Annotated in this window: 21 protein-coding genes; 13 read left to right on the top strand and 8 right to left on the bottom strand. The window is 72.5% G+C overall.

The window, feature by feature from the left end; translation table 11 throughout:
- Positions 1 to 72: 72 nt before the first annotated feature.
- The gene (locus tag ACWGR4_RS27340) at positions 73 to 828 is read right to left on the bottom strand and encodes an SDR family NAD(P)-dependent oxidoreductase (RefSeq protein ID WP_379994855.1); all 756 of its coding nucleotides are present in this window, start codon (positions 826 to 828) and stop codon (positions 73 to 75) included.
- The gene (locus ACWGR4_RS27335) at positions 825 to 1568 is read right to left on the bottom strand and encodes an SDR family NAD(P)-dependent oxidoreductase (protein ID WP_452130071.1); all 744 of its coding nucleotides are present in this window, start codon (positions 1566 to 1568) and stop codon (positions 825 to 827) included. The genes ACWGR4_RS27340 and ACWGR4_RS27335 overlap by 4 nt, the downstream gene beginning before the upstream one ends.
- Positions 1569 to 1730: 162 nt before the next feature.
- Here ACWGR4_RS27335 and ACWGR4_RS27330 point away from each other — a divergent pair, with 162 nt between their 5' ends.
- The 6 genes from ACWGR4_RS27330 (at position 1731) to ACWGR4_RS27305 (ending at position 8774) form a co-directional block, all read left to right on the top strand.
- Positions 1731 to 2012 carry an FmdB family zinc ribbon protein gene (locus tag ACWGR4_RS27330; RefSeq protein ID WP_379994859.1) on the top strand — a complete coding sequence of 94 codons (282 nt, stop codon included), beginning with the start codon at positions 1731 to 1733 and terminating at the stop codon, positions 2010 to 2012.
- A 200-nt stretch (positions 2013 to 2212) separates the two neighbouring features.
- Positions 2213 to 3475: a formamidase gene (gene fmdA, locus ACWGR4_RS27325; protein WP_452130070.1), complete on the top strand. Its 1263-nt coding sequence runs from the start codon at positions 2213 to 2215 to the stop codon at positions 3473 to 3475.
- A gap of 124 nt (positions 3476 to 3599) precedes the next feature.
- Positions 3600 to 5387 carry a hypothetical protein gene (locus ACWGR4_RS27320; RefSeq protein WP_452130069.1) on the top strand — a complete coding sequence of 596 codons (1788 nt, stop codon included), beginning with the start codon at positions 3600 to 3602 and terminating at the stop codon, positions 5385 to 5387.
- A gap of 56 nt (positions 5388 to 5443) precedes the next feature.
- Positions 5444 to 7198 (top strand): hypothetical protein, encoded by a 1755-nt coding sequence (locus ACWGR4_RS27315; protein ID WP_452130068.1) that lies wholly within the window; start codon positions 5444 to 5446, stop codon positions 7196 to 7198.
- 87 nt (positions 7199 to 7285) lie between these two features.
- Positions 7286 to 7867 carry a putative glycolipid-binding domain-containing protein gene (locus ACWGR4_RS27310; protein WP_452130067.1) on the top strand — a complete coding sequence of 194 codons (582 nt, stop codon included), beginning with the start codon at positions 7286 to 7288 and terminating at the stop codon, positions 7865 to 7867.
- A 76-nt stretch (positions 7868 to 7943) separates the two neighbouring features.
- A complete protein-coding gene (locus tag ACWGR4_RS27305) occupies positions 7944 to 8774 on the top strand; it encodes a sirohydrochlorin chelatase (RefSeq protein ID WP_452130066.1) in 831 nt (276 codons plus the stop codon).
- A gap of 111 nt (positions 8775 to 8885) precedes the next feature.
- Here ACWGR4_RS27305 and ACWGR4_RS27300 read toward each other — a convergent pair whose 3' ends face one another.
- Together ACWGR4_RS27300 and ACWGR4_RS27295 are read right to left on the bottom strand one after the other, a co-directional pair.
- Positions 8886 to 9749 (bottom strand): amidohydrolase family protein, encoded by an 864-nt coding sequence (locus ACWGR4_RS27300; protein ID WP_452130065.1) that lies wholly within the window; start codon positions 9747 to 9749, stop codon positions 8886 to 8888.
- Positions 9746 to 10606: a fumarylacetoacetate hydrolase family protein gene (locus ACWGR4_RS27295; RefSeq protein ID WP_452130064.1), complete on the bottom strand. Its 861-nt coding sequence runs from the start codon at positions 10604 to 10606 to the stop codon at positions 9746 to 9748. Before ACWGR4_RS27295 ends, ACWGR4_RS27300 begins: the two co-directional genes overlap by 4 nt.
- Positions 10607 to 10831: 225 nt before the next feature.
- Here ACWGR4_RS27295 and ACWGR4_RS27290 point away from each other — a divergent pair, with 225 nt between their 5' ends.
- Positions 10832 to 11143: an L-rhamnose mutarotase gene (locus tag ACWGR4_RS27290; RefSeq protein ID WP_379994877.1), complete on the top strand. Its 312-nt coding sequence runs from the start codon at positions 10832 to 10834 to the stop codon at positions 11141 to 11143.
- Positions 11144 to 11213: 70 nt separating this feature from the next.
- Positions 11214 to 12461 (top strand): CapA family protein, encoded by a 1248-nt coding sequence (locus ACWGR4_RS27285; RefSeq protein WP_452130063.1) that lies wholly within the window; start codon positions 11214 to 11216, stop codon positions 12459 to 12461.
- A 17-nt stretch (positions 12462 to 12478) separates the two neighbouring features.
- Here ACWGR4_RS27285 and ACWGR4_RS27280 read toward each other — a convergent pair whose 3' ends face one another.
- Positions 12479 to 13117: a hypothetical protein gene (locus ACWGR4_RS27280; RefSeq protein ID WP_452130062.1), complete on the bottom strand. Its 639-nt coding sequence runs from the start codon at positions 13115 to 13117 to the stop codon at positions 12479 to 12481.
- A gap of 304 nt (positions 13118 to 13421) precedes the next feature.
- Here ACWGR4_RS27280 and ACWGR4_RS27275 point away from each other — a divergent pair, with 304 nt between their 5' ends.
- Together ACWGR4_RS27275 and ACWGR4_RS27270 are read left to right on the top strand one after the other, a co-directional pair.
- A complete protein-coding gene (locus tag ACWGR4_RS27275; protein WP_379994883.1) occupies positions 13422 to 14066 on the top strand; it encodes a Crp/Fnr family transcriptional regulator in 645 nt (214 codons plus the stop codon).
- 116 nt (positions 14067 to 14182) lie between these two features.
- Entirely contained in the window at positions 14183 to 14881 is a 699-nt protein-coding gene (locus ACWGR4_RS27270; protein ID WP_379994885.1) for a hypothetical protein, read from the top strand.
- 417 nt (positions 14882 to 15298) lie between these two features.
- On the opposite strand, the gene ACWGR4_RS27265 is transcribed toward ACWGR4_RS27270, so the two are convergent.
- Together ACWGR4_RS27265 and ACWGR4_RS27260 are read right to left on the bottom strand one after the other, a co-directional pair.
- Positions 15299 to 15961: a fasciclin domain-containing protein gene (locus ACWGR4_RS27265; protein WP_379994887.1), complete on the bottom strand. Its 663-nt coding sequence runs from the start codon at positions 15959 to 15961 to the stop codon at positions 15299 to 15301.
- 114 nt (positions 15962 to 16075) lie between these two features.
- Positions 16076 to 17668: a molybdopterin-dependent oxidoreductase gene (locus ACWGR4_RS27260; protein ID WP_452130061.1), complete on the bottom strand. Its 1593-nt coding sequence runs from the start codon at positions 17666 to 17668 to the stop codon at positions 16076 to 16078.
- 250 nt (positions 17669 to 17918) lie between these two features.
- Between ACWGR4_RS27260 and ACWGR4_RS27255 the strand changes: the two genes are divergently transcribed.
- The 3 genes from ACWGR4_RS27255 to ACWGR4_RS27245 all read left to right on the top strand — a co-directional run bounded on the left by ACWGR4_RS27255 (position 17919) and on the right by ACWGR4_RS27245 (position 19907).
- Entirely contained in the window at positions 17919 to 18503 is a 585-nt protein-coding gene (locus ACWGR4_RS27255; RefSeq protein ID WP_379994892.1) for a sigma-70 family RNA polymerase sigma factor, read from the top strand.
- Entirely contained in the window at positions 18500 to 19252 is a 753-nt protein-coding gene (locus tag ACWGR4_RS27250) for an anti-sigma factor (RefSeq protein ID WP_452130060.1), read from the top strand. Before ACWGR4_RS27255 ends, ACWGR4_RS27250 begins: the two co-directional genes overlap by 4 nt.
- A 124-nt stretch (positions 19253 to 19376) precedes the next feature.
- Positions 19377 to 19907 (top strand): F0F1 ATP synthase subunit B family protein, encoded by a 531-nt coding sequence (locus tag ACWGR4_RS27245; protein ID WP_379994896.1) that lies wholly within the window; start codon positions 19377 to 19379, stop codon positions 19905 to 19907.
- Between the two features lie 203 nt (positions 19908 to 20110).
- Here ACWGR4_RS27245 and recQ read toward each other — a convergent pair whose 3' ends face one another.
- The gene (gene recQ / locus ACWGR4_RS27240) at positions 20111 to 22198 is read right to left on the bottom strand and encodes a DNA helicase RecQ (protein ID WP_452130059.1); all 2088 of its coding nucleotides are present in this window, start codon (positions 22196 to 22198) and stop codon (positions 20111 to 20113) included.
- Positions 22199 to 22215 lie beyond the last annotated feature (17 nt).

Below are 22215 nucleotides of genomic sequence, written 5' to 3'. Positions count from 1 at the left end.
TCGGAAAAGGGTGCCGTGTGCTAAGTACGGGCTGCTTGAGGGGATTTGGTCGGAGTCACCGCCCGGCGCGGTTCACAGGAACGTGTCCCGGCCCCCGTTGACGATCAGGGTCTGGCCGGTCACGTATCGGGAGGCGGGCCCGCACAGGAACACCGCGGGTGCCCCGATGTCGGTCTCCGGATCGCCGACCCGGCGCATCGGCACCTTGTCCGCGATCCGCCCCTCCATGGTCGGATCCGCCTCGAACGCCGCCGCAAGCGCGGGTGTCACGGCCAGTGGCGCCAGCCCGTTGACCCGGACACCGGTGGGACCCCACTCGCGGGCCAGCGCCTTGACGAAGCCCCGCTGGGCGCCCTTGACCCCCGCGTAGAAGGACAGGTTCGCGCTGCCGCGCATCCCGGCCGGGGAGGTCAGCAGCAACAACGCGCCCTCGGTGGCGCGCAGATGCGGGTACGCGGCGCGGGCGACGGTGAACGAGCCGGTAAGCGAGACGTCGGCGTGCTCGCGCCACAGCGCCGGGTCCGCGTGCTCCAGGTCCACCGGTTCGCTGGAGCGCCGCGACGTGGCGTTGTGCACCACCGCGTCCAGTCGGCCGAAGCGGGCCGCGGTCGCCTCGATCGCGGCCCGAACCGACTCCGCCGAGGTGACGTCGCACGTGGTCGCCCACGCGGTGCCGCCGCGCGCGGCGATCTCGTCCACCACCTCGGCACCGGCCGCGAGACGGCGCGCGGTCACCACGACGGTGGAGCCGGCCGCCGCCAGGGCCAGGGCAATGCCCCTGCCGAGGCCCGCCGCCGCACCCGTCACCAGGGCCACGTGTTCGGTCACGGCGTCATCAGCGCTCCTCCGTCGACGATCAGGGTGGTGCCGGTCAGCCGGGCCGCGGCCGGGTCGAGCAGCAGTGCCACGGCGTCCGCGACGTCGGCCGGCGTGGTCGGGCCGGGCAGTACCGCCTCGCCCCGGTCCACGTCGGTGCCGCGCAGGTGCTCGGCCCCGTAGGCGAACACGTCGGGGGTGACGAGGTTGACGGTGATCCCGTCGGCCGCCCAGCGGCGCGCGGCCGACTTGGCCAACGCGCGCAGCGTCTCGGCGGCGGTGGCGAGCGGGACCAGGTCGGCGGCGCCTTCCAGGGCGACCGCGGGCACCACCAGGACGAGGCGGCCCCGGCGCGGGGCCAGCAGTTCGCGGGCCGCCTGGAGCACGGTCAGGCCGTGCCGGACCGGGTCCTCGGCCAGCCGCCGCCACTGCTCGTCGGTCAGCGCGGCGAGCGGACGCGGGGTGAACGCTTCGTCGGGCAACAGGGTGTACACGAGCGCGTCGACCGCGTCGTGGCCGGCCTGCCGCAGCAGGTCGGGGAGGGCGTCGCGGAAGGCGTCCGGGGTGTCCAGGCAGACCTCGGTGGTGACCACGCGCGCACCCGTGGCGGCAGCGGTCTCGGCGAGTCGACCCGACGCCCGCGCCACCTCCCGGTCGCACAGGATCAGGTCGCGGCCGTCCGCGACGAGCCGGTGCGCGACGGCCTCGCCGAGGCCGGTCGCACCCACGACGAGGGCGACTTGTTCCGCCACGGGACCTCCGAAGATGGGGACCGGCTGGTGATCGACAGCGATGGAACCACGGAGCAGGCGAATTGACCATGCGTCAGGTGCGATCCGCGTGTCGTCCGTTTCCTTTTGCCCGGCGCTGTGTTGTGCTTCCGGCAGACCCGGTGACCAGGTGAGGAGGCGATCGTGGCGACCTACGTGTACCGATGCGCGGACTGCGGTGACTTCGAGCTGACCCGACCGCTGGGCGAGGCCGGCCCGAGCGAACGATGTCCCGCCTGTGCGGAGCCCGGTCGGCGGGTGTGGACCGCACCGCGACTGGCCGGCAACGGCGTCCGGATGCGCGCGGCCGCTGCCGAGGAGCGCTCGGCCCACGCCCCCACCGTGACCTCGGGCCCACCACCGCGACCCGGAGTACGCGCGCCCGGCGACCCCCGGCACGCCCGACTACCCCGGGGCGGGTCTTGAACCCCCCGCCGAGCACCACGACGCCCGGCACCGCACCTCGCCGCCCCGGCGAACCACCCGAATAGAACCACTATGCAGGTGCTCCGCCGGCACGCCGATGCACGGCACCGGACGCCGCGGAGCGACGGGGGGTTCAAGACCCGTCCCGGCCCTGACGCTTCGTCACCGGCCGCCGTCACCAAGAGGCTTCGAGGAGTCACATGCCCGAGATCGTGTTCGGTGTCGACCAGTCCCGCCCCTTCCGGGAGCAGAAGACGCCGGGCCACAACCGATGGCACCCGGACGTGCCGCCGGTGACCGTGGTCAAGCCCGGCGCCGAGTTCCGGATCGAGTGTCGCGAGTGGTTCGACGGCACGATCGGCAACAACGACAGCGCCGACGACGTGCGCGACGCGGACCTGACCATGGTGCACCAGCTCAGCGGGCCGATCGGGGTCGAGGGCGCGCGGCCGGGCGACCTGCTGATCGTGGACATCCTCGACGTCGGTGCCTGCCCGCAGGACGACACCTTCGCGGTGACCGGCCCGGTGGCCGGCCAGGGCTGGGGCTACACCGGCCTGTTCGCGAAGGAGAACGGTGGCGGCTTCCTCACCGACCGCTTCCCCGGCGCGTACAAGGCGGTCTGGGACTTCCACGGGCAACGCGCCACCTCCCGGCACGTCCCCGGGGTCGAACTGACCGGCATGATCCACCCCGGCCTGATGGGCACCGCCCCCTCGGCCCGACTGCTCGCCGAGTGGAACGCCCGTGAGGGCGCGCTGCGCGCAACCGACCCGAACCGGGTGCCGCCGCTCGCGCTGCCGCCCGAGCCGATCGCCGCCGTGCTCGGCTCGATGGACGCCGCACGCGCCGCCGAGGCCGTCCGGGAGGCCGCGCGCACCGCACCGCCGCGCGAGAACGGCGGAAACCAGGACATCAAAAACCTCACCGCGGGCTCTCGGATCTTCTACCCCGTATTCGTCGACGGAGCCAAACTCTCCGTGGGCGACCTGCACTTCTGCCAGGGCGACGGCGAGATCACCTTCTGCGGCGCGATCGAGATGGGCGGCTTCATCGACCTGCGCGTGGACGTGATCAAGGGCGGCATGGAGACCTACGGGGTGACCACCAACCCGATCTTCATGCCCGGAAGGTCGGCGCCGCAGTACAGCGAATACCTGACCTTCACCGGGTTCTCGGTCACCGAGGACGGCGAACAGCGCTACCTGGACTCGACGTTGGCGTATCGGCGGGCCTGCCTGAACGCGATCACCTATCTGACCAAGTTCGGCTACACCCCCGAGCAGGCGTATCTGATCCTGGGCGCGGCGCCGATCGAGGGCCGGTTCTCCGGCGTGGTGGACATCCCGAACGCCTGCGCGACGCTGTATCTGCCGACGGAGATCTTCGACGTCGACATCCGCCCGTCGGCGGCCGGACCGGTGCGCGTCGACCGTGGGCAGTGCGCCACGACGAGCGACTGAACCGGGGCCGGCGAACCGAAGGGGAGGGCACTCCGCGCGCTTCGGCGCCGGGGTGCACCTCGGCCGAGTTGTTGTCGGCCGGACCCCGTAACTTCCTGGTGAGGACGCCACGGAGGGTGCACGAGTGTCGAAGACCGCCATCATCGCGCTGCTGGCCGAATTGAACGATGTCGACGGAACGATCTTCGCACGGATGCGGGAGGAGATGCCGGCGGCGCTCCGGGAGACCGAGACGCTGCCGCCGGCCCTGGTGCGCGACGCGCTGCGCCGCGCGGACGAGGCCGCGCTGTTCGCGATCGCCGGCAACCTGGGGCTGCCGCGCGGCGCGCTCGCCGAGTTGTACACCGGACCGGCCCTGCCGGCGCTGCGCGCGCTGCGGGCACTGGCCCCGAAGAATCCTCGCGCCTACACCGAAGTCACGCGCGGACTAGGCGAGTTGATCGAGCGTCACCTCGGCTGCTCGACCGCCGCCTGGGACCGACTGCTGGCCGCGTTGCCGACCTGTACGACCTCCCTGGGCGCGGCGATCGAGGCGGCGGGGGCGGGCGAGGCGGTGACGGGGGCCGGCGAGGCGGCGGCCGACCTGCGCGTCCCGGCGGATCTACGCGCCGAATTCCGCCAGTTGTTGCTGCTCGCGCCCGCGGAGGTGTTGGCCGAACTTTTGCCCGCGCTGCGCCCGCACACCGTGCGCGACCTGCTGCGGTTCGGCGCCGAGGTGCCGCCGGCCGTCCTGACCGAGCTGATCGCCCGGGCGACGCCGGCCCAGCGGCTCGCGCTGGCCCGGGCCCGGCGGGCCCGCCCCGAGGTGGCCGGCGCGCTGATCGAGCTGGGCGATTCGGCGCTGAACGCGGCGGTCTACCTCAACCCGCGCACCGGCCCGGCGATCCGAGCCCGGATCATGGCGTCGGCGACCCCGCTGCACCCGACCGTGGCGGAACGGGTTTGCCGTGACTGGGCGATCACGATCCGGCTGCCCGCGCTGTGGTCCGGCGACCCGCTCCTGGTCCGCTCCGCCCTGCTGCGGCGCGGCGCGTTGGGGCTGCCCCTGGCCGAGTGCCTGGCGATCTGGCAGGAACGCGGCGTGGAGGGGCTGCGCCCGTATACCCACCACGTGGCGCCGATGCCGACCGGGCGGCAGGCGCAGCCGTTCCGGGCCCCGCGCTACCGGCTGGTGCTGCTGATCACCCTGCTGCGACTGGGCGAACGATCCGGACCGCGCGCCGCCCTGGACCTGGTCGCCGACCTGGGCCTGCCGGAACCCCTGGCCGCCCGCTGCCGCGAACTGCTCGCCGAACCGGACGCGCTCGACCGGCTGCGGGCCGAGGTCGCCGCCGCCGGCGGCACCCGCCGACTCGCGCGGCGGCTGCGCGGCCACCTGCCGACGGTCGGCTGGCCGATGATCGAGACACCCGTCGTGGACTGGGCCGAGATCCGCCGGGCGCACCGGCGCAACCCGTTCGGCGACCGGGCGTTGGCGCTGCTGCTCGACCAGGACGGGTGCCCGACCGAACTGCGCCGCGCCGCCGAGGCGGTGCCGCGTTCCCCGTACCGCCCGCGCCCCGGTCGTTGGCCGACGCCGGTGACCTGGACCGATCCGCGCGGCGTGCACTGGCGCACCCCCGAGGAGCAGACCACCGCGACCGCGTTGGCGACCGGGCGGGTGCCGCTCGCCGAGGTGCTGACCCGGCCGCGCGCGGTGACCGCCGCCGAACTCCTCGGCCGCTGCGAGGCGATCGCCCCCGACGCGCCCGCCGCTCGCGAACTCCGAGAGCGCTTGCGGGCCCTGATAGCGGGTCAGGTCGCTCCGGCGGACCGCGTGCCGTTCGCCGTGGTCGCGCTGCGGCTGTTGCCGGACTTCGAGGGCAGCCTGGCCGAACTGGTCACCACCGCGGCCGGCGCCGCCCGTACCTGACCGCGCCCGGCACCGGCCGTCGCCGGGTGGGCCACGACCCCGAAAGGGCCTTCGAGATGGAATACCCCGCCGCGTTCGCGCTGCTGGCCGCGCTGGACAACGCCGAGGGCGAGGTGTTCGCCCGGGTGCGCGGCACCTACGCCCCGCACCTGAACAAGACGCGCGGCCTTCCGGTCGCGCTGATCCGCTCGGTGATCCGACACGGCTCCGGCGCGGACCTGATGAAGGCCGCGGCGCGCAACCCGCACGAGCGGGTCACCGCCGAGGTGTTCGCCGACGCGCGACCGGCCGTCGCGGTGTTGCGCTTCCTGCGCCACTGCGGCTCCCACGACGAACTGTCCTATCTGCGCCCGATGGCCGAGGTCACCGCGCTCCTGGACCGGCACCTGGGCGCCGACCCGCGCGCCTGGTCGCGGCTGCTCGCACTGCTCCCGAACGGGCGGGGCACGGTCGCCGAGACCATCGAGGAGGCGGGCGCGGGGTCGGGCGGTCGCGAGGCGATTCCCGCGCCGCCGGCCGCGATCGCCGTCGAGTGGCGGCAACTGCTGCTGAGCGCCCGCCCCGAGCACCTGGTCGCGCTGATCCCGCACCTGCGCCCGCGTACCCTGCTCGACCTGGCGCACTTCGGGGCCGCGTTGCCCGTCGAGGTGGTCGCCGAGACGGTGCGCCGCGCGACCGCCCGACAGCGCCGGACGCTGGCCGCCGCCGAATACCCGCGCGCCGAGGTGTTCGACGCGCTGATCGAGCTGGGCGACCCCGGGTTGAACGCGGTCGTCTACGCCAACTCCCGGGTGGGCGACCGCGAACGCAACCTGATCATGGCCGCCGCGGGCACGGTCCCGCCGGATCCGACCACGGTGGCGCGGGTGATCCGGTCGGACAACGTGCGCTACCGGCGCCCCGCGGTGTGGTCCGGCGACCCGACCCTGGTGCGCGCCGCGCTGTTGCGGGTGCGGTACTCGAGCGTGGTGGTGGCCAAGGCGGTCGAGGCGTGGGAACGCGGCGGGATCGCGGCGCTGCGCCCGCTGTTCTACAACCGCTACGAGAACAAGCAGCACGAGCCGTTCGTGCCGCCGGTGCAGCGCGGTGTGCTGCTCGGCGCGCTGTTGGGCCTGTGGAACCGGCACGGGCCGGCGGAGGCGGAGCGGCTGATCGACGACCTGCCGCTGCGGCCGGGTGTGGCCGCGAAGTTGCGGGCGATGTGCGCGGACGGTGACGCGGGCCGGGCGCGGATGCGGGAGGAGTGTCGACAGGCGTTCGACAAGCGCACCCGGCACGTGGTGCTCCGGGAGCCGATGGGCTTTCGGGCCGGCGCCCCGGGCTATCCGCCGACGGGGTGGCCCCTGCTCCTGGCGGCGCACGCCGAGGAGCCGTTGGCCGGCGCGACGGCGCGCACGCTGAGCGCCTTCCCCGGCTGCCCGGCGGAGATACTCGCCGCCGCCGAGGACGGCACCGTCCTGCGGGCGATCTGGCCGGTTCGCGACCGGTGGTGTGCCAAGACCGGGCACGACCACGTGTACACGCACGAGGCGCGTCGACTGCGCGCCGAGTTGGCGAAGATCCCGGGACTGGCCGAGCAGGTGTTCTCCGGCCTGGTGCCCGCCGGGAAGGCACTGGACGTCTACGACCGGATCCAGCGGTACGGCGCCGACGCGTCGCTGGTCGACAACCATCGGGAGCGCATGCCCGCGTATCTCCGCGAATACCTGGGCGAGGGCATCGAAGCCCGGGTGGTCGCGGCCCGACTGGCTCCCTCGTTCGCCGGAACGCTGCCCGAGCTGTTGGCGACAGCCGCCGCCGCGGCGGGCTGAACGGGAGGGGGTCGGTGGTGTGCGAGTCGTGTGCGGGTCCGGGAAAAGCGTTGGTGCGGGCAGCCGATTCGGGGTACCGATGCACACGTGACGGATGAGCGCGTACTGACGTGGCAGGTGACCGAGAGCGGCGGGCAGGAGACCTCGTGGGTCGAGTTGGGCGCGTCCCGGCTGAGTGCGCGGGGCGAGGCCCTGGGCACGTCGCCCCGGTCCTATCGGCTCACCTACCAGTTGGAGACGGCGGAGGAGTTCGTGACCACCCGGTTGCGCGTGGTCGCGCAGGGTGCGGGCGAGACCAGGCGGCTGGATCTGCGGCGCACGGCCGAGGGCTGGACGGTGGACGGTGTCCCGCGCCCGGACCTGGCCGACGCGCTGGACTGCGACCTGGGCCTGTCCCCGCTGACCAACACGATGCCGATCCGGCGCCACGGGTTGCACGAGGGGCCGGGCAGGCACCGGTTCCTGATGGCCTTCGTGGCCGTGCCGGAGTTGGTGGTGCACCCGTCCGTGCAGACGTACACGCACCTGGAGACGACCCCCGACGGGGCTCGAGTGCGGTACGAATCGGGCGACTTCGCCAGTGATCTGGCGGTGGACCGCGACGGATTGGTCGTGGACTATCCGCAATTGGGTACCCGAATCCGGGCCGAGCGCACGCAGTACCGGTGATCATGGCCGTAACAGTCCTGTTGCTCTTGGCGTCCGGCTGTGAAGGCTTTGGCCGGATTCCATAAAATCCGATCCCATGAGCTCCTCCTCGGACGCAGCGTCCCCGCTGCCCGCCCGCACCCCAGGTCTGCCCACCCGGGTGCCGCAACCCCGTCAGGGCGGACGGCACCGTCGGCCCGACTCCCATGAACTCCCGGAGGCCGCCAAACCGTTGATTCTCGCCGTGCCCGGACCCGCGAACGGCGAACTGCTCGCCCTCGTGGGCGAGGTCGCGCTGTTGGCCGGCGCCGATCTGCCCGGTCTCGACCTCCGACCGGTGGTGATAGAGGAGGACGGCACCGATCTGGCCGCCGTCCTCCACGGTGCCCCGGCGGCGGTCGTCGTCCCGCTCCTGCTCGGCCCGAACGCCGCGGCCACGGCCCGTACCGAGGCGGCGCTCGCCGCCGCGGAGGGGGAATTCCGGCACTGCGGCGTGCTCGGCCCGCACCCGCTGCTGGCCGAGGTGCTGCACGAGCGGCTGTCCGAGGCCGGCCTGGCCCGGGCCGACCGGGCCCGACTGTTCAGTGTGGCCACCGCCGCCGAGGGCATCGTGCTGGTCACCGACGGTGGCCCCGAGGCGGTGGCCGCCGCCGAGGTGACCGGTGTGCTCCTCGCGGCCCGGCTGGCGCTGCCGGTGATGACCGCCGACCTGGGCGACCCCAAGACGGTGGTGGCCGCGGCCGAGCGGCTGCGCGAGATGGGGGCGGCGTCGATAGCGCTCGCGCCGCACGTGCTCGGACCGGACGTCGAGGCCGGCCGGATCGACGAGGTCGCCGAACAGGCCGGCTGTACCGCGGCCGGGCCGATCGGCGCGCACACCGCGGTGGCCAGGCTGATCCTGCACAAGTATCTGGAGGCCTGCGGCTAGTCGCGGGCGACCCTCGTGTCGCTCCCGACGGCGCATGGCTCCCCCCGTGCCATGCGCCGTCGAAAGCGACGGGTCCGACGTGCCTTCGAAAGCAACCGGCCCGACGTGCCGTCAGAGGCCGTACACCCGGCGGGCGGTCGTGCCGAACACCAGGTCCCGCTCGGCGTCGGACAACTCGGCGCACGCCTGGTCGGCGATCGAGAGCACCGTGTCGTAGGACGCGGCCAGGGTGCACACCGGCCAGTCCGAGCCGAACATGGTGCGTTCCGGGCCGAAGCAGGCCAGTGCGTGCCGGGCGTACGGGAGGATCTGCGCCGTCGTCCAATCCCGCCAGTGCGCCTCGGTGACCAGGCCGGACAGCTTGACCGCGACGTTCGGCAGCGCGGCCAGGCGCTCGATCGTGTCCGCCCACGGTTGCCACGCGCCCGCGCCGATCGCGGGTTTGCCGAGGTGGTCCAGCACGAAGGACATCCCGGGATGCCGCTCCGCGGCCCGCACCGCGGCGGGCAACTGCGGTTCCCGCACCAGCAGGTCGTAGGTCAGCCCCGCGGCGGCCAGCGCTTGCAGCGAGCGGGTCACGTCGGGTCGCGCCAACCACTGCGGATCCGCCTCGTCCTGGACGAAGTGCCGCACGCCGACCAGGAGTTCACCACCGGGCGCGGCCCGCAGCGCGGCCACCCGCTCGGCCGGGTCGGGGGCGGTCAGGTCGATCCAGCCGACCACGGCGACCACCGGCGTGCTCGGATCGGCGGCGATCGCGAGCAGGTCCAGGGTCTCCTCGGTGTCGGTGCGCGCCTGGACCGCGACCGTGCCGACCGTGTCGACCGGGCCCGCCGCCCGGGCCAGTTCGTCCGGACCGAACCGGCCGCGCAGCGGGTCGGCCCACGGGCCGTCCATCCACCCGTACGCGTCGGGGTGGGCGTCGGTGTCCCACAGGTGGTGGTGCGCGTCGATCCGCCGCGCGGCCTCGCTCACGCCTGTCCGATCCGCTGCCGCTGCCGGCCGAGCGAGCCGCCCGGTCCGGTGATCTCCACCTCGACCACGCTGCCGGCGCGCAGGTAGGGCGTGCCCGGCAGGCCGAGGGCGACGCCGGCCGGAGTACCGGTGTTGATCACGTCGCCGGGCTCCAGGACCATGAACCGACTCAGGTAGCGGACGAGGTGATGCACACCGAAGATCATCTTCGCCGTCGAACCGTTCTGGCGCGGCACCCCGTCGACCCACAGCCGCAGATCCAGTGCCTGCGGGTCGGCCACCTCGTCGGCGGTGACGAACCAGGGGCCGAGCGGGTTGAACGTCTCGCAGGACTTGCCCTTGTCCCACTGCCCGCCGCGTTCCAACTGGAATTCGCGCTCGGAGACGTCGTTGCTGATGGTGTAACCCGCGATACAGGCCGCGGCCTCGGCGTCGGACTCCAGGTAGCGGGCCCGGGCGCCGATCACCACCGCGAGTTCCACCTCCCAGTCGGTCTTGTGGCTGTCCCGGGGGATCAGGACCTCGTCGTCGGGGCCGATCACCGTGCCCGGGTCCTTCATGAACACGATCGGCTCGGCCGGCACCTCGGCGCCGGTCTCCTCCGCGTGGTCGAGATAGTTCAGCCCGATGCACACCACCTTCCCGGGGCGGGCCAGGGCCGCGCCGATCCGACCCGGTTCGGCGATCGGGGGCAGTTCGCCGGCCGCGAGCGCCGCGCGGGCCCGGGCGATACCGTCACCGGCGAGGAACGCGCCGTCGAGGTCGGCGGTGATCGACGACAGGTCGTGCACCGCGCCGTCCGGGCCGAGCACGGCGGGACGTTCGAGGCCGGGGGCGCCGACCCGCAGGAATTTCACGGAAGGTCACTCCAGAGGTACGGAAAGGTCTGCATGCGACTCAGTCATCGGACCAATGGGATTCGATTTTCCGGAGCCCTGGCCTTGATACTGCCGATATGCAAGATTGACTCGACCACTGAAACTTAATGATCGGATCAATGTCAAGGTTGGGTCGGGTCGGAGGCAAACCGTCCGCACCACGACCCGCCGCAGGCGTCGATCCGGAACTCGAAGGGCGCCGACATGCGCGTGGCACTGCACACCCGGCTGCGAGCGGGACACGAGGACGAGTACGAGCAGGCCCACCGAGAGGTGCCGGCGGAGTTGACCGCGGCGATCCGGGCGGCGGGAGTGCGCGAGTGGAGCATCTGGCGCAGCGGGTCGGAGCTGTTCCATCTGATCGACTGCGAGGACTACTCTCGGCTGCTCACCGAACTGGCCGAACTCCCGGTCAACGTCGCCTGGCAGGCCCGGATGGCCGAGCTGACCGAAGTCGGCCACGACTACTCGGCGACGGGCACGCAGGCGAGCCTCCCCGAGGTGTGGCGGCTCTGAAGGTCCCCGGCGCGTTCGGCCGAACGGTCGCTCTTCGGCTGTGGTCGCGCCTGGAGGGGAACACGGGGCCATGGACACGTCACGTACGAGGGACACGGCACGCACGAGACGCCGGGCCGGGGTCGCGTTGGTGGTGGTCGGCCTGCTCACCGGGCTGATCACCGTGGTCTGGGACGCGGACCGCACCGAGGGCGGCGCGCGGCGGGATGCGATCACGGCGCCGAGCGCGACCGCGGGCGGGTCGTCCGGATCCGGGGCACCGGGGAGCGGGCCGGCCGGGAAAGCACCGATGAGCTTCACCCTGACCACCACGGGCGACGTACTCGCCTACCCGACGATCATGGCCCAGTCGCAGCAGGACGCGGGCGGTTCGGGGCACGACTTCCATCGCATCTTCGCCGATGTCCGGCCGCTCGTGCAGGGGTCCGACCTCGCGTTGTGCCACATGGAGACCCCGTACGGGCCGCCCGAGGGGCCGTTCACCGGGTATCCGATCTTCGCCGCGCCGCCGCAGATCGCCGCGACGCTGGCGGACACCGGCTACGACGGCTGCTCGACCGCGTCCAACCACACGCTGGACGGCGGCTTCGCCGGGGTTCGGCGCACCCTGGACACCCTGGACACGGCAGGCGTGCGGCACGCCGGCAGCGCGCGCACCGAGGAGGAGGCCGCGCCGACCATCCTGGAGGTCAAGGGGGTCAAGGTCGCCCACCTGTCCTGGACGTACGACACCAACGGGATCCCGCTGCCGGACGGCAAACCGTGGTCGGTCAACGTGATCGACAAGCAGCGGATCATCGCCCAGGCCCGGGCCGCCCGCGCGGCCGGCGCCGAGGTGGTCCTGCTCAGCCTGCACTGGGGCACCGAGTGGCAGCGCGAGCCGGACGAGCAACAGCGCACGCTGTCCCGGGAGTTGACCGCCTCGACGGACAACGGGGTCAAGGACGTCGACCTGATCGTCGGCACCCACAACCACGTGCCGCAGGCGTACGAGAAGGTCAACGGCACCTGGGTGATCTACGGCATGGGCGACGAGCTGGCCAACTTCCCGGACAAGCCGCGCGGCAACTACAGCTCGGCCGGGATGTTCACCTTCGCGCGCGACACGGCGGGGCGGTGGAGCGTGACCCAGGCGCGGTTTCGGCCGCTGTACTCCCACCCCGGCCCGCCGTTTCGGATCCTGGACGTGAACCGGGCACTCGCCGACCCGGGCACGCCGGCCGCCACCCGGGCGCTGCTGGAGACGGCGCGGTCGACGGTGGTCGACGCGGTGCTGTCCGAGGGCGCGGCGGGAGCGGGGCTGATGGAGGACCGGTAGGGGGCCGTGCGGGTGGGCTACGACGTGGGGAGGGCGTCCCAGAAGGCCAGTTCGTAGCTCTGCATCAGTCGAGCGGCCGTCTTGGCGCCCTCCTGGTCGTCGCCCCCGTCGAGGCCGGTCTGCAGCAGGGTCAGCGCCGCGTCCTCGAAGCCCGGGGGCAGCGCCGAGAAGAAGGTGAAGAAGGCCACCTGATCCTCGGTCAGGTCGTGGTGGGTGCGCAGCGCCTGCGCGAAGCGTCCGCAATAGCCGCCCCAGAAGCCGAAGTTGACCAGCAGGGCGAGCGCCACCTCGGCTCGCGAGCCGAACTGGGCCAACCAGGCCAGGTGATGCGGATACCCCTGGGCGGCGGCCACCGGCGGGTAGCCGCGCAGTTCGGCGCAGCCCATGCCGACCGCCTCGGCGTACGGCGTCAGCAACTCCAGCGCCTGCGCCTCGCCGCTCGCGAGCGCCAGGAACAGCGGCGCGGCATCCGGGAAGCGGGCCGCCAGGAGGGCGAAGGAGCGCCCGTCACTGGAGATGATCCGATACTCCTCGCCCGCGATCCGGCGCAACGCCTCGACGTCGACCGGACCGGCCTCGGCGCGGTCCACGAACCGGTTCGCGGCGCCCTCGGTCAGGTTTTGGACGACCTGGGTATAGAGCATTCGTGCGTCCATCGTCCACCGTTCCACTCGTCGGTCCCGGCGCTCACGCGACCTCGGCGCGCGGCCCTGGTGCGGGAGCCGTATTCCTCCCCGGCAACGGGCCGATTCACTCCCCGATCGTGGCGGCGAGGGGGAGAACCCGTCGGGAAACCGTCGGAAATCCATCGAAGGGGTGACCGGTCGGCGGGACGGATCGTGCGCCCGCGTGCGGGGCGACGCACGGTCGGTTGGGCCGGTTCGACCAGATCGCCGAACGCCTGCCCAACCCCGATACGCGTGATTAAGCTCTGGCGGCACGGGCGACGGAGGAGCGGGTGTGGCGGAGGAAGACAGGGCGTTGCCCAAGGAACTCCGGGACGTGCTGCGGGAATCGGGCCGCCGGTTGGGCTACGACCGGGGTGACGCGCTGTTCATGGAGGGCGATCACCCGCGCCACGTGGTGTTGATCGAACACGGGCAGGTCAAGATCGAACGGGCCACCTCGGACGGTTCGGCGGTGACCATCGCGGTACGCGGGCCGGGTGAGCTGGTGGGCGAACTCGCCTGTATCGACGGGCGAGGCCGCTCGGCGACCGTGGTCGCGCTCGGCCCGGTGGTGGCGGTGCTCGTGCCGCTGACCCGATTTCGCGAACTGCTCAGCACGAACGCCCCGTTGGTGTACGCGGTGTTGATCCGCACGGTGTTGCGGATCCGCGAGTCGGACCGCTGGCGGGTCGAGTACGGCGCGCTGGCCACCGGGCGGCGGGTGGCCCGGGCGCTGGCCGATCGTACGCTGGGCCGGGCCGAGGGTCCGTGTGTGATCCGGACCACCCAGCAGGAACTCGCGGACGCGATCGGCATCTCCCGGGAATCGGTGGTCCGGGCACTGCGCGTGCTGCACGAGTCGGACCTCGTGCAGACCCGGCGCGGCAGCATCGTGGTGTCCGATCCACCCGCTTTACGGGAATGGGCCGACGGATAACGCGTTGTGTGTCATCTGACGCGTACAAGCGGCCGGCGCCGGAGTACTCCTTGAGGGGCAGAAGGCAGGGAGTGGCGAGCGGGGCGCGCGAGCGCACGGCCCGATAGGGGGATTCCGTGGGAGCCAAGTCGCGATACATGTCGATCCTGGTGCTCGACGTCGAGCGATTCGGCAGGCGCTCGGATGTGACGCAGGAGTGGGTACGGGGACGTCTGTACGAACTGCTGCACTCCGCCCTCGAATCGGCGGGCATCGCCTGGGACGCGTGTGTGGTCGAGGATCGTGGTGACGGGGCGATCCTGCTGATCCCGGCGAACGTGCCGAAGGAGGATCTGACCGACCTGTTCATCGATCGCCTGCACGCCGGCTTGCGCAACCACGACCGGCACGCAAGCGAGGAGGCACGGATCCGACTGCGGGTGTCGCTGCACGCGGGGGACGTGGTGCAGGACACCCGGGGCTGGTCGGGCAGCGCGATCAACACCGCCTGCCGACTGGTCAACGCGGACCCGCTGCGCGACGTGTTGGCCGCCGCGGAGCGTGCGTGTCTGGCGCTGATCGTCTCCAAGCCCTGGCACGAGGCGGTGGTCGTCCCGGAGCGGGGCGGCCTGGAGAGCGCGGCCTACGGGGAGGTCCACGTGCGGGCCAAGGAGGTCGACGAGACGGCCTGGGTGTACGTACCCGGGTATCAGCGCCCACCCGCCACGGACACCGAGCGGGCGGCGAATCCGCCGCGAGGGAAGAAGACGACTGTCCGGCGCGGGGGGCTGGACAGGGGCTTCACCTTCGACGGGGAGGTTCGCTCGCCCGGCTGACGTGGTGGGTGGTGACGAACCGGGTCGGGTCCGCAAGCCCCCGACCCAGGGCGTGTCTTCAATCTCCCGCCGAGCACCACGACGCCCGGCACCGCACCTCGCCGCCCCGGAGAAACAGGCGAATAGAACCACTATGCACCTGCTTCTCCGGCACGCCGATGCACGGCACCGAACGCCGCGGAGCCCGACGGGAGATTGAAGACACGCCCTAGCCGACGGGGGTTTGCGGACACGACTCGGGGCGCGAGGTCGATGTGGCCGACCGATGGGGGCGGTTTCGACCGGCGCGGCGGCCGGCACCCCCGGGCCTGGGAGGGAGAGGCCCGACGGTGCACGGCACCCGGGTGGACGGTCGCGCCCCCACGCACGGGGGCCGACCGTCCAACCGGCTCGCCCCGGGGCGGGCGCGTGGATCGATCAGGAGGCCGGCGGCATCAACACGGTGTCCACGAGGTACACGGTCGCGTTCGCGGTCGGCACGTTGCCGCAGACCACCTTCGAGGTGTCGTTGACGGTGTACGCGTCACCCGAACCCTTGGTGGTCAGCGGCTGCTTCTCCAGCGTCTCGAACGAGCCGCCGGTCAACCGGGCGGGGGCCAGGCGTTGTCCCACCACGTGGTAGGTCAGGACCTTGGTCAGCGCGTCCTTGTCGGCGAGGAGCTTGTCCAGGGTGTCCTTGGGGATCTTTGCGAACGCGTCATTGGTCGGCGCGAACACCGTGATGTTCTGCGCGGTGTTGAGCGTGTCCACCAGGCCGGCCGCCTTGACCGCGGCCACCAGCGTGGACAACACGGGGTTGTTCGAGGCTGCGGTGGCGACCGGGTCCTGGGCCATGCCGGTGAAGCTGCCCGCGCCGGTGGCCGGGACCGCGGTGCATCCGGCGCCGAAGGGCACGGCGGCCGACGTGGTGGTGCCGGGGGCGCCGGCCGCAGCCGAGGGGGCCGCGGCCGGTGCGGATGCCGCCGTCTTCGAGGCGGAGTCGTCCTTCTTGTCGTCGCTGCCGCAGGCGGCCAGCGGGAGGGCGAGCGCGGCCACCGTGGCGACGGTGGCGATGGTGCGGGGGAGACGGATGACGGTCATGGCGTGACTTCCTTGGTCGAGTTGCTGCGGATTGCGTCCGCGACGGATGCGCCGCGGAATCCAACGGGTGACGGGATCGGGGGAGCCGACAGGCGGCGAGGGGGTGATGGGTGGTCAGGCGACGGTGACCACCACCGAATGTCGTCCGGTGGCACCGTCGGGCACCGTGCCGACCCGCTTGTCGGTCTGCACCGCGCCGGTGGCGTCGGTGGCGCGGACCTCGATCCGGTGTGCGCCGATTCGGGTCGGCGTCCACTCCCACACCCACTGCCGCCAGGTGTCGGGCCCGGGCACCGCGGCGGACCGGGCCGGCTGCCACGGCCCGCCGTCCACGCTCACCTCGACCGCGGCCACGCCCCGGTGCTGAGCCCACGCGACGCCGGCGATCGGTACCGGAACGCCGACCCGCAGGCGGGCGAACGGTTTGGGCGTGTCGATCCGCGACTGGGTCTTGATCGGCGCCTCCCGGGCCCAGGTGCGCTCGACCCAGTAGGCGTCGTAGTCGGCGAACGTGGTCAGTTCGAGGTCGACGAGCCATTTGCACGCGGAGACGTAGCCGTACAGTCCGGGTACCACCATCCGGACCGGATAGCCGTGTTCGAAGGGCAGCGGTTCGCCGTTCATGCCGATCGCGAGCAGCGCGTCGCGCCCGTCCATGGCCACCTCGACCGGGGTGCCGATGGTCATCCCGTCGACGGACCGGGAGAGCAGTTGGTCGGCGGGCCCGCCCCGGCTCGGGGGACGCACGCCGGCCTCGCGCAAGAGGTCGGCGAGGCGTACCCCGAGCCAGCGGGCGGTGCCCGTGTACGGCCCGCCGACCTCGTTCGACACACATGTCAGGGTGAGGTCGCGCTCGATCAGCGGGCGGCGCAGCAGGTCGTCGTAGGAGTAGCGCAGCGGGGTGCGGACACCCTTGCCGTGGATCCGCAACGACCAGTTCTCGATGTCCACGCGGGGGACCACCAAGGCGGTGTCCACGCGGTAGAAGTCGGCGTTGGGGGTGGTGAAGGCGGACAGTCCGGGCAGGCGCAGGTCGGTGCCAGGCGGGAGCGGTGCGGCCGGCTCCGCCGCGGCGGGCAGCCGGATCCGGTTGCGGAAGGCGGCGATCGAGGCGCGCCTGCCGTCGGTGACGATGCGACCGGTGGTGCCGGCCACCGCCGAGCCCAGGGCCAGCGCGCCGGCGGTGATCAGGAACGCCCGGCGGTCGAATGCGCGATCCTCCGCGCGCACGCGCACCACCGGCTCGGTCGACCACCACAGCGCGGCGGCGCCGAGCACGCCGCCCAGCAGGGAGGGCACCGTGTCGACGAGGCCGGCGCCGGCGCGATGTATCGCCGCGTATGCGCCGACCAGGCCGAACGCGAACACTGCGACCATCGCCGTGCGGCGCAGCCGCAGCGACAGGACGCCCAGGCCCATCGCGATCAGCCCGAGGACCACCAGGATCCCCGTCTGCAGGACGAGTTTGTCGTCGGTGCCGAAGTGACGGACGGCCCAGTCCTTGACCGCCGGCGGAGTGCGGTCGATCACCGCTCCGCCGACGGCCGGGAGGGGGCCCGCCTCGGGGCGAACGAACGCCGCCGCGAACTCGGCGACGGCCAACGCGACGCCGGCGGACAGCAGTCCGCCGAGCGCGCCTGCTCCGGCCCGGAGCCATCGGCGGGTTTCGGTTGCCTTCACGTGGGGCCATTCGCCGCCGTCGGCCATTCGGATTGGTCGTTCACTCGAACGGGTCGGGGCGGCGATCCGGCCCGGAAATCGATGAGTGCGGGGACCAATCCGGGCGGTCCGCGGCGCCGAATATGGCTCGGATGGCCGTGTGCGGTGACGAGGCCGGGCGGGGCCCGGACGCCCGGCGCGGGTGTCCGCCTCGGGGTCGGCGCGAGTGGGAGTGGGACATGGACGATCGGCACGGGCACCGCCGCCGAGACGGGCTCGGTCAGGAGGGTGAGGCCGGGTGAGGACCGTCGTACACATCGCCGCGCCGGGTGGGCGCGGGCCCACGCTGGAGGACCGGCTCGCCCTCGTCGCACAGGGTGACCAGGAGGCGTTCTCGTTCGTCTACGACGCGGTGATCGGCGCGGTGCTCGGCGTCGCCCGGCGGGTGGTCCGCGATCCCGCGCAGTCGGAGGAGGTGGCACAGGAGGTACTGCTCGACGTCTGGCGCGGCGCCGCGCGTTTTCGCCCCGATCGGGGCAGCGCGATGACCTGGATCCTGACGATGGCGCACCGTCGCGCCGTCGACCGGGTGCGCTCGGCCCAGGCGGCCACCGATCGGGAGCACCGCACCGCGCTTCGCGAGCACACGCCGGAGTACGACGAGGTGATCGAAGAGGTCGAGGCGCGGCTGGAACGCGAGCAGGTACGGCGCTGCCTGCGCACGCTCACCGAGTTGCAGCGCCAGTCCGTGACCCTGGCCTACTACCGGGGCTGTACCCACCGTGAGGTGGCCGGCCTGCTCGACGTACCGCTGGGCACGATCAAGACCCGCCTGCGGGACGGTCTGATCCGCCTCCGCGACTGCCTGGGAGTGGGCGCATGACCTCCGCCGACCTGCACACGATGACGGGTGCGTATGCCCTGCACGCCCTCGACGAGGACGAACGGCGGGAGTTCGAGAGCCACTTGGTCGAGTGTCCGGCGTGCGCTCGGGAGGTGCGCGAGTTCCGGGAGACCTCGGCACGACTGGCCGTCGCGGTCGCCGAGACGCCGAGCCCGGAGCTGAAGCGGCGGGTGATGGACGAGATCGCGACCGTGCGTCAGCTGCCGCCGGAGCTGCCCGATCGGCCCTCGCCCACCCCGGTGGAGCCGCGCCGGACCCGGCGGGTGGTGGTTGTGGTTCTGGCGGCCTGCCTGGCGGCGATCGGCGCGCTGGGCGGGGTGGCGATCGATCAGTACCGGGACGCGCGGGACGCCGAACGGGCCGTGGCCGAGCAGCGGGCGCGAGGCGCGGCGATCGAGGCGGTGATCACCGCGCCGGACGCGGTCGGGGGGTCGGCGCCGGCCGGTGGCGGCGGGACGGTGCGGGTGATCGCCTCGCCCGCGCTGGACCGGACCGTGGTGCTGACCTCGGGGCTGCCGGCGCTGCCGGACGCGCGGGTGTACCAGGGGTGGTACAACGACCACGGCCACATGCGGTCGATCGGGCTGATCCGGCCGGGGACGGCGCTGCTGGCGTCGGGGTTGGATCGGGCGTCGGGGGTCGGGGTGACGGTGGAGCCGGCGGGCGGCTCGGCGCAACCTTCAGGTGAGCCGATCGTGCTGATCGACTTCCCGGTGGGGCGGTCGTGAGCGGTGAGTCGGGCGGCTCGGGCGACCTTGCGGGGTGCGGATCGGAGTCGCCGCGTCACGTTGGGTGATCAGCGATGTGGGCGTGACTTGATTTGTGGTCCGTCGTGTTCGAGGATTTCGGACCATGGGACCTCTCAAGCCGGATCTCGGCGAACTGATCTTCGGAGTCATCGTTTTCGGACTGGTCTTCGCGGTCTTCGCGAAGGTCCTGCTGCCGCGGATCGGGAAGACGCTCGCCGAACGGCACGACGCGCTCGAAGGCGGCTTCGACCGGGCGACCGACATCCAGGCCGAGAGCGAGGCCGCGCTGGCCGAGCTGCGGGCGCAGATGGCCGAGACCCGGCGCGAGACCGCGCTGGTTCGGCAGCAGGCGGCCGAGGAGGGGGCCAGGCTGATCGCGGAGGCGCGTGCCGAGGGGCAGCGCATTCGTGAGGAGCTGGTGACCACCGGCCACGAGAAGCTGAACGGCGACGTCACGCTCGCGACCGCGTCGCTGCACGCGGAGCTGGGCCTGATCGCGACCGAGCTGGCGAGCAAGGTCCTCGGCGAGCCGGTCGGCACGCTGGTGGCCGACAGTGACGTGATCGAGCGCTTCATGGCGGAGCTGGCCGAGCTCGACGAGACGCCGGAAGGCGGCGCGGCGGACAAGGGCTGACCGACACGCTTTCGAGGCGACCGGTTCCGGGGTGGATTCCCCGGGGCCGGTCGTTTCGTTTTCGGGGTGGGCCTGTGGTTGTGGACGCGGGCGTGGGTTTTTCGGATGGCGAGGCATTCGGGCCGGGCCGCGGAGGTCCCCCGCGGCCCGGCCCTCGGCTCGGTACGGCGTGGTCCCCGCGGCCCGGCCCTCGGCTCGGTACGTCAGCCCCGGTAGTCGGGATCCGGGTCGAAGTCCGGGTCGTATTCCGGGGCGGGCTCGAAGTCCGGCTCGTAGTCGGGCGGGTAGTCGGCCTGATAGTCCGGCTGGTAGTCCGGGAGGGGCTCGCGGATGAGTTCGGACACGGGCTCGCGGGTGAGCTCGGCCGTCGGCCGCGCCGGCTTCGTCGGTTGTGCGGGCACTGTGGGCGCAGCCACCGGGGCCGCGCCGGTCGGGGCCGTGCCGGCCAGCGTGTCCAGGATCGGCTGCCCGTACTTGGCCAGCTTGTTCTCGCCGATCCCGCTGATCGTGCCCAACTCGGCGAGCGTGGTCGGCAGGGCCGTGGCGATCTCGCGCAGGGTCGCGTCGTGGAAGATCACGTAGGCCGGGACACCCTGCTCCTTCGCGGTCGCCCCCCGCCATGCCCGCAGCGCCTCGAAGATCGGCGCGGCCGCCGCCGGCATCTCGACCGGCGCCGCCTTGCCCTTGGCGGTCTTGGCCGCCTTCGCCGCTTTCGCCGCGCGCGCCGGCCGCTCGGGCTCGCGCCGCAACATCACCTCGCGCTTGCGGCCCAGCACCTCGTCGCTGCCCTCGGTGAGCACGAGGGCGTTGTACGACGGCTCCACGGCGAGCAGCTTCATCGCGAGCAACTGCCGCACCACACTCATCCATTCGGTCCGGCTCAGCTCGGTACCGATGCCGAACACGCGCAGCGTGTCGTGGTCGAACTGGATCACCTTGGCGGTCTTCGCGCCGAGCAGGATGTCGACGATCTGGCCCGCGCCGAACTTCTGCCCGCGCCGCTCGTTCTTGAGCCGCCACACCGTCGACAACACCTTCTGCGCCGCGATCGTGCCGTCCCACGCGGCAGGCGGGGACAGGCAGGTGTCGCAGTTGCCGCACGCGGTGCTCTGCTGGCCGAAGTAGGCGAGCAGGCGCACCCGGCGGCACTCGACCGTCTCGCACAGCGCCAACATCGCGTCCAGGTGGGTGCCGAGTCGGCGGCGGTGGGCCGCGTCGCCCTCCGAGCCCTCGATCATCTTGCGCTGCTGTACGACGTCCTGCAGGCCGTAGGCCAGCCACGCGGTGGACGGCAGCCCGTCACGCCCCGCGCGGCCGGTCTCCTGGTAGTAGCCCTCGACCGACTTGGGCAGGTCCAGGTGTGCGACGAAGCGCACGTCGGGCTTGTCGATACCCATGCCGAAGGCGATGGTCGCCACCATCACCATGCCGTCCTCGCGCAGGAAGCGGGCCTGGTTGGCGGCGCGCACCCGCGAGTCCAGGCCCGCGTGGTACGGCAGCGCATCGATGCCGTTGTCGACGAGGAACCCGGCGGTCTTCTCCACCGAGGCCCGGGACAGGCAGTAGACGATGCCGGCATCGCCCGGGTGTTCGGCCCGGAGCAGGTCGAGCAGCTGCTTTTGCGGCTTGTCCTTGTGGGCGATCCGGTACTGGATGTTGGGCCGGTCGAAGCTGGCCACGAAGTGCCTGGCCTGCTGCAGATTCAGCCGAGAGGCGATCTCGGCGTGGGTGGCCTCGGTCGCCGTCGCGGTGAGCGCCACGCGCGGCACGTCGGGCCAGCGCTCGTGCAACTGGGACAGGGTGAGGTAGTCGGGCCGGAAGTCGTGGCCCCACTGCGCCACGCAGTGTGCCTCGTCGATCGCGAACAGCGAGACGATGCCCCGGTCCAGAAGCCGCAGCGTGGCGTCGACCTTCAGCCGCTCGGGCGCGAGGTAGAGCAGGTCCAGCTCGCCGGCCAGGAACTCCGCCTCGACCATGCGCCGCTCGTCGGGGTTCTGCGTCGAGTTGAGGAATCCGGCCCGCACGCCGAGCGCGGTCAGCGCGTCGACCTGGTCCTGCATGAGCGCGATCAGCGGGGAGATCACCACCCCGACGCCTTTGCGGACCAGGGCGGGGATCTGGTAGCAGAGCGACTTGCCGCCACCGGTGGGCATGAGCACGAGGGCGTCGCCGCCGCCGATCACATGCTCGATGATCTCCTGCTGGCTGCCGCGAAAGGAGTCGTAGCCGAAGACGCGATGCAGAACCTGCAGCGCTTCGCTGATCTGGGGACCGTCGTCGAGCGCTGTCATCCGAGCAGTCTAAGAGC

This window comes from Embleya sp. NPDC055664, assembly GCF_053618075.1.
This window is presented reverse-complemented; position numbering and strand designations above follow the sequence as displayed.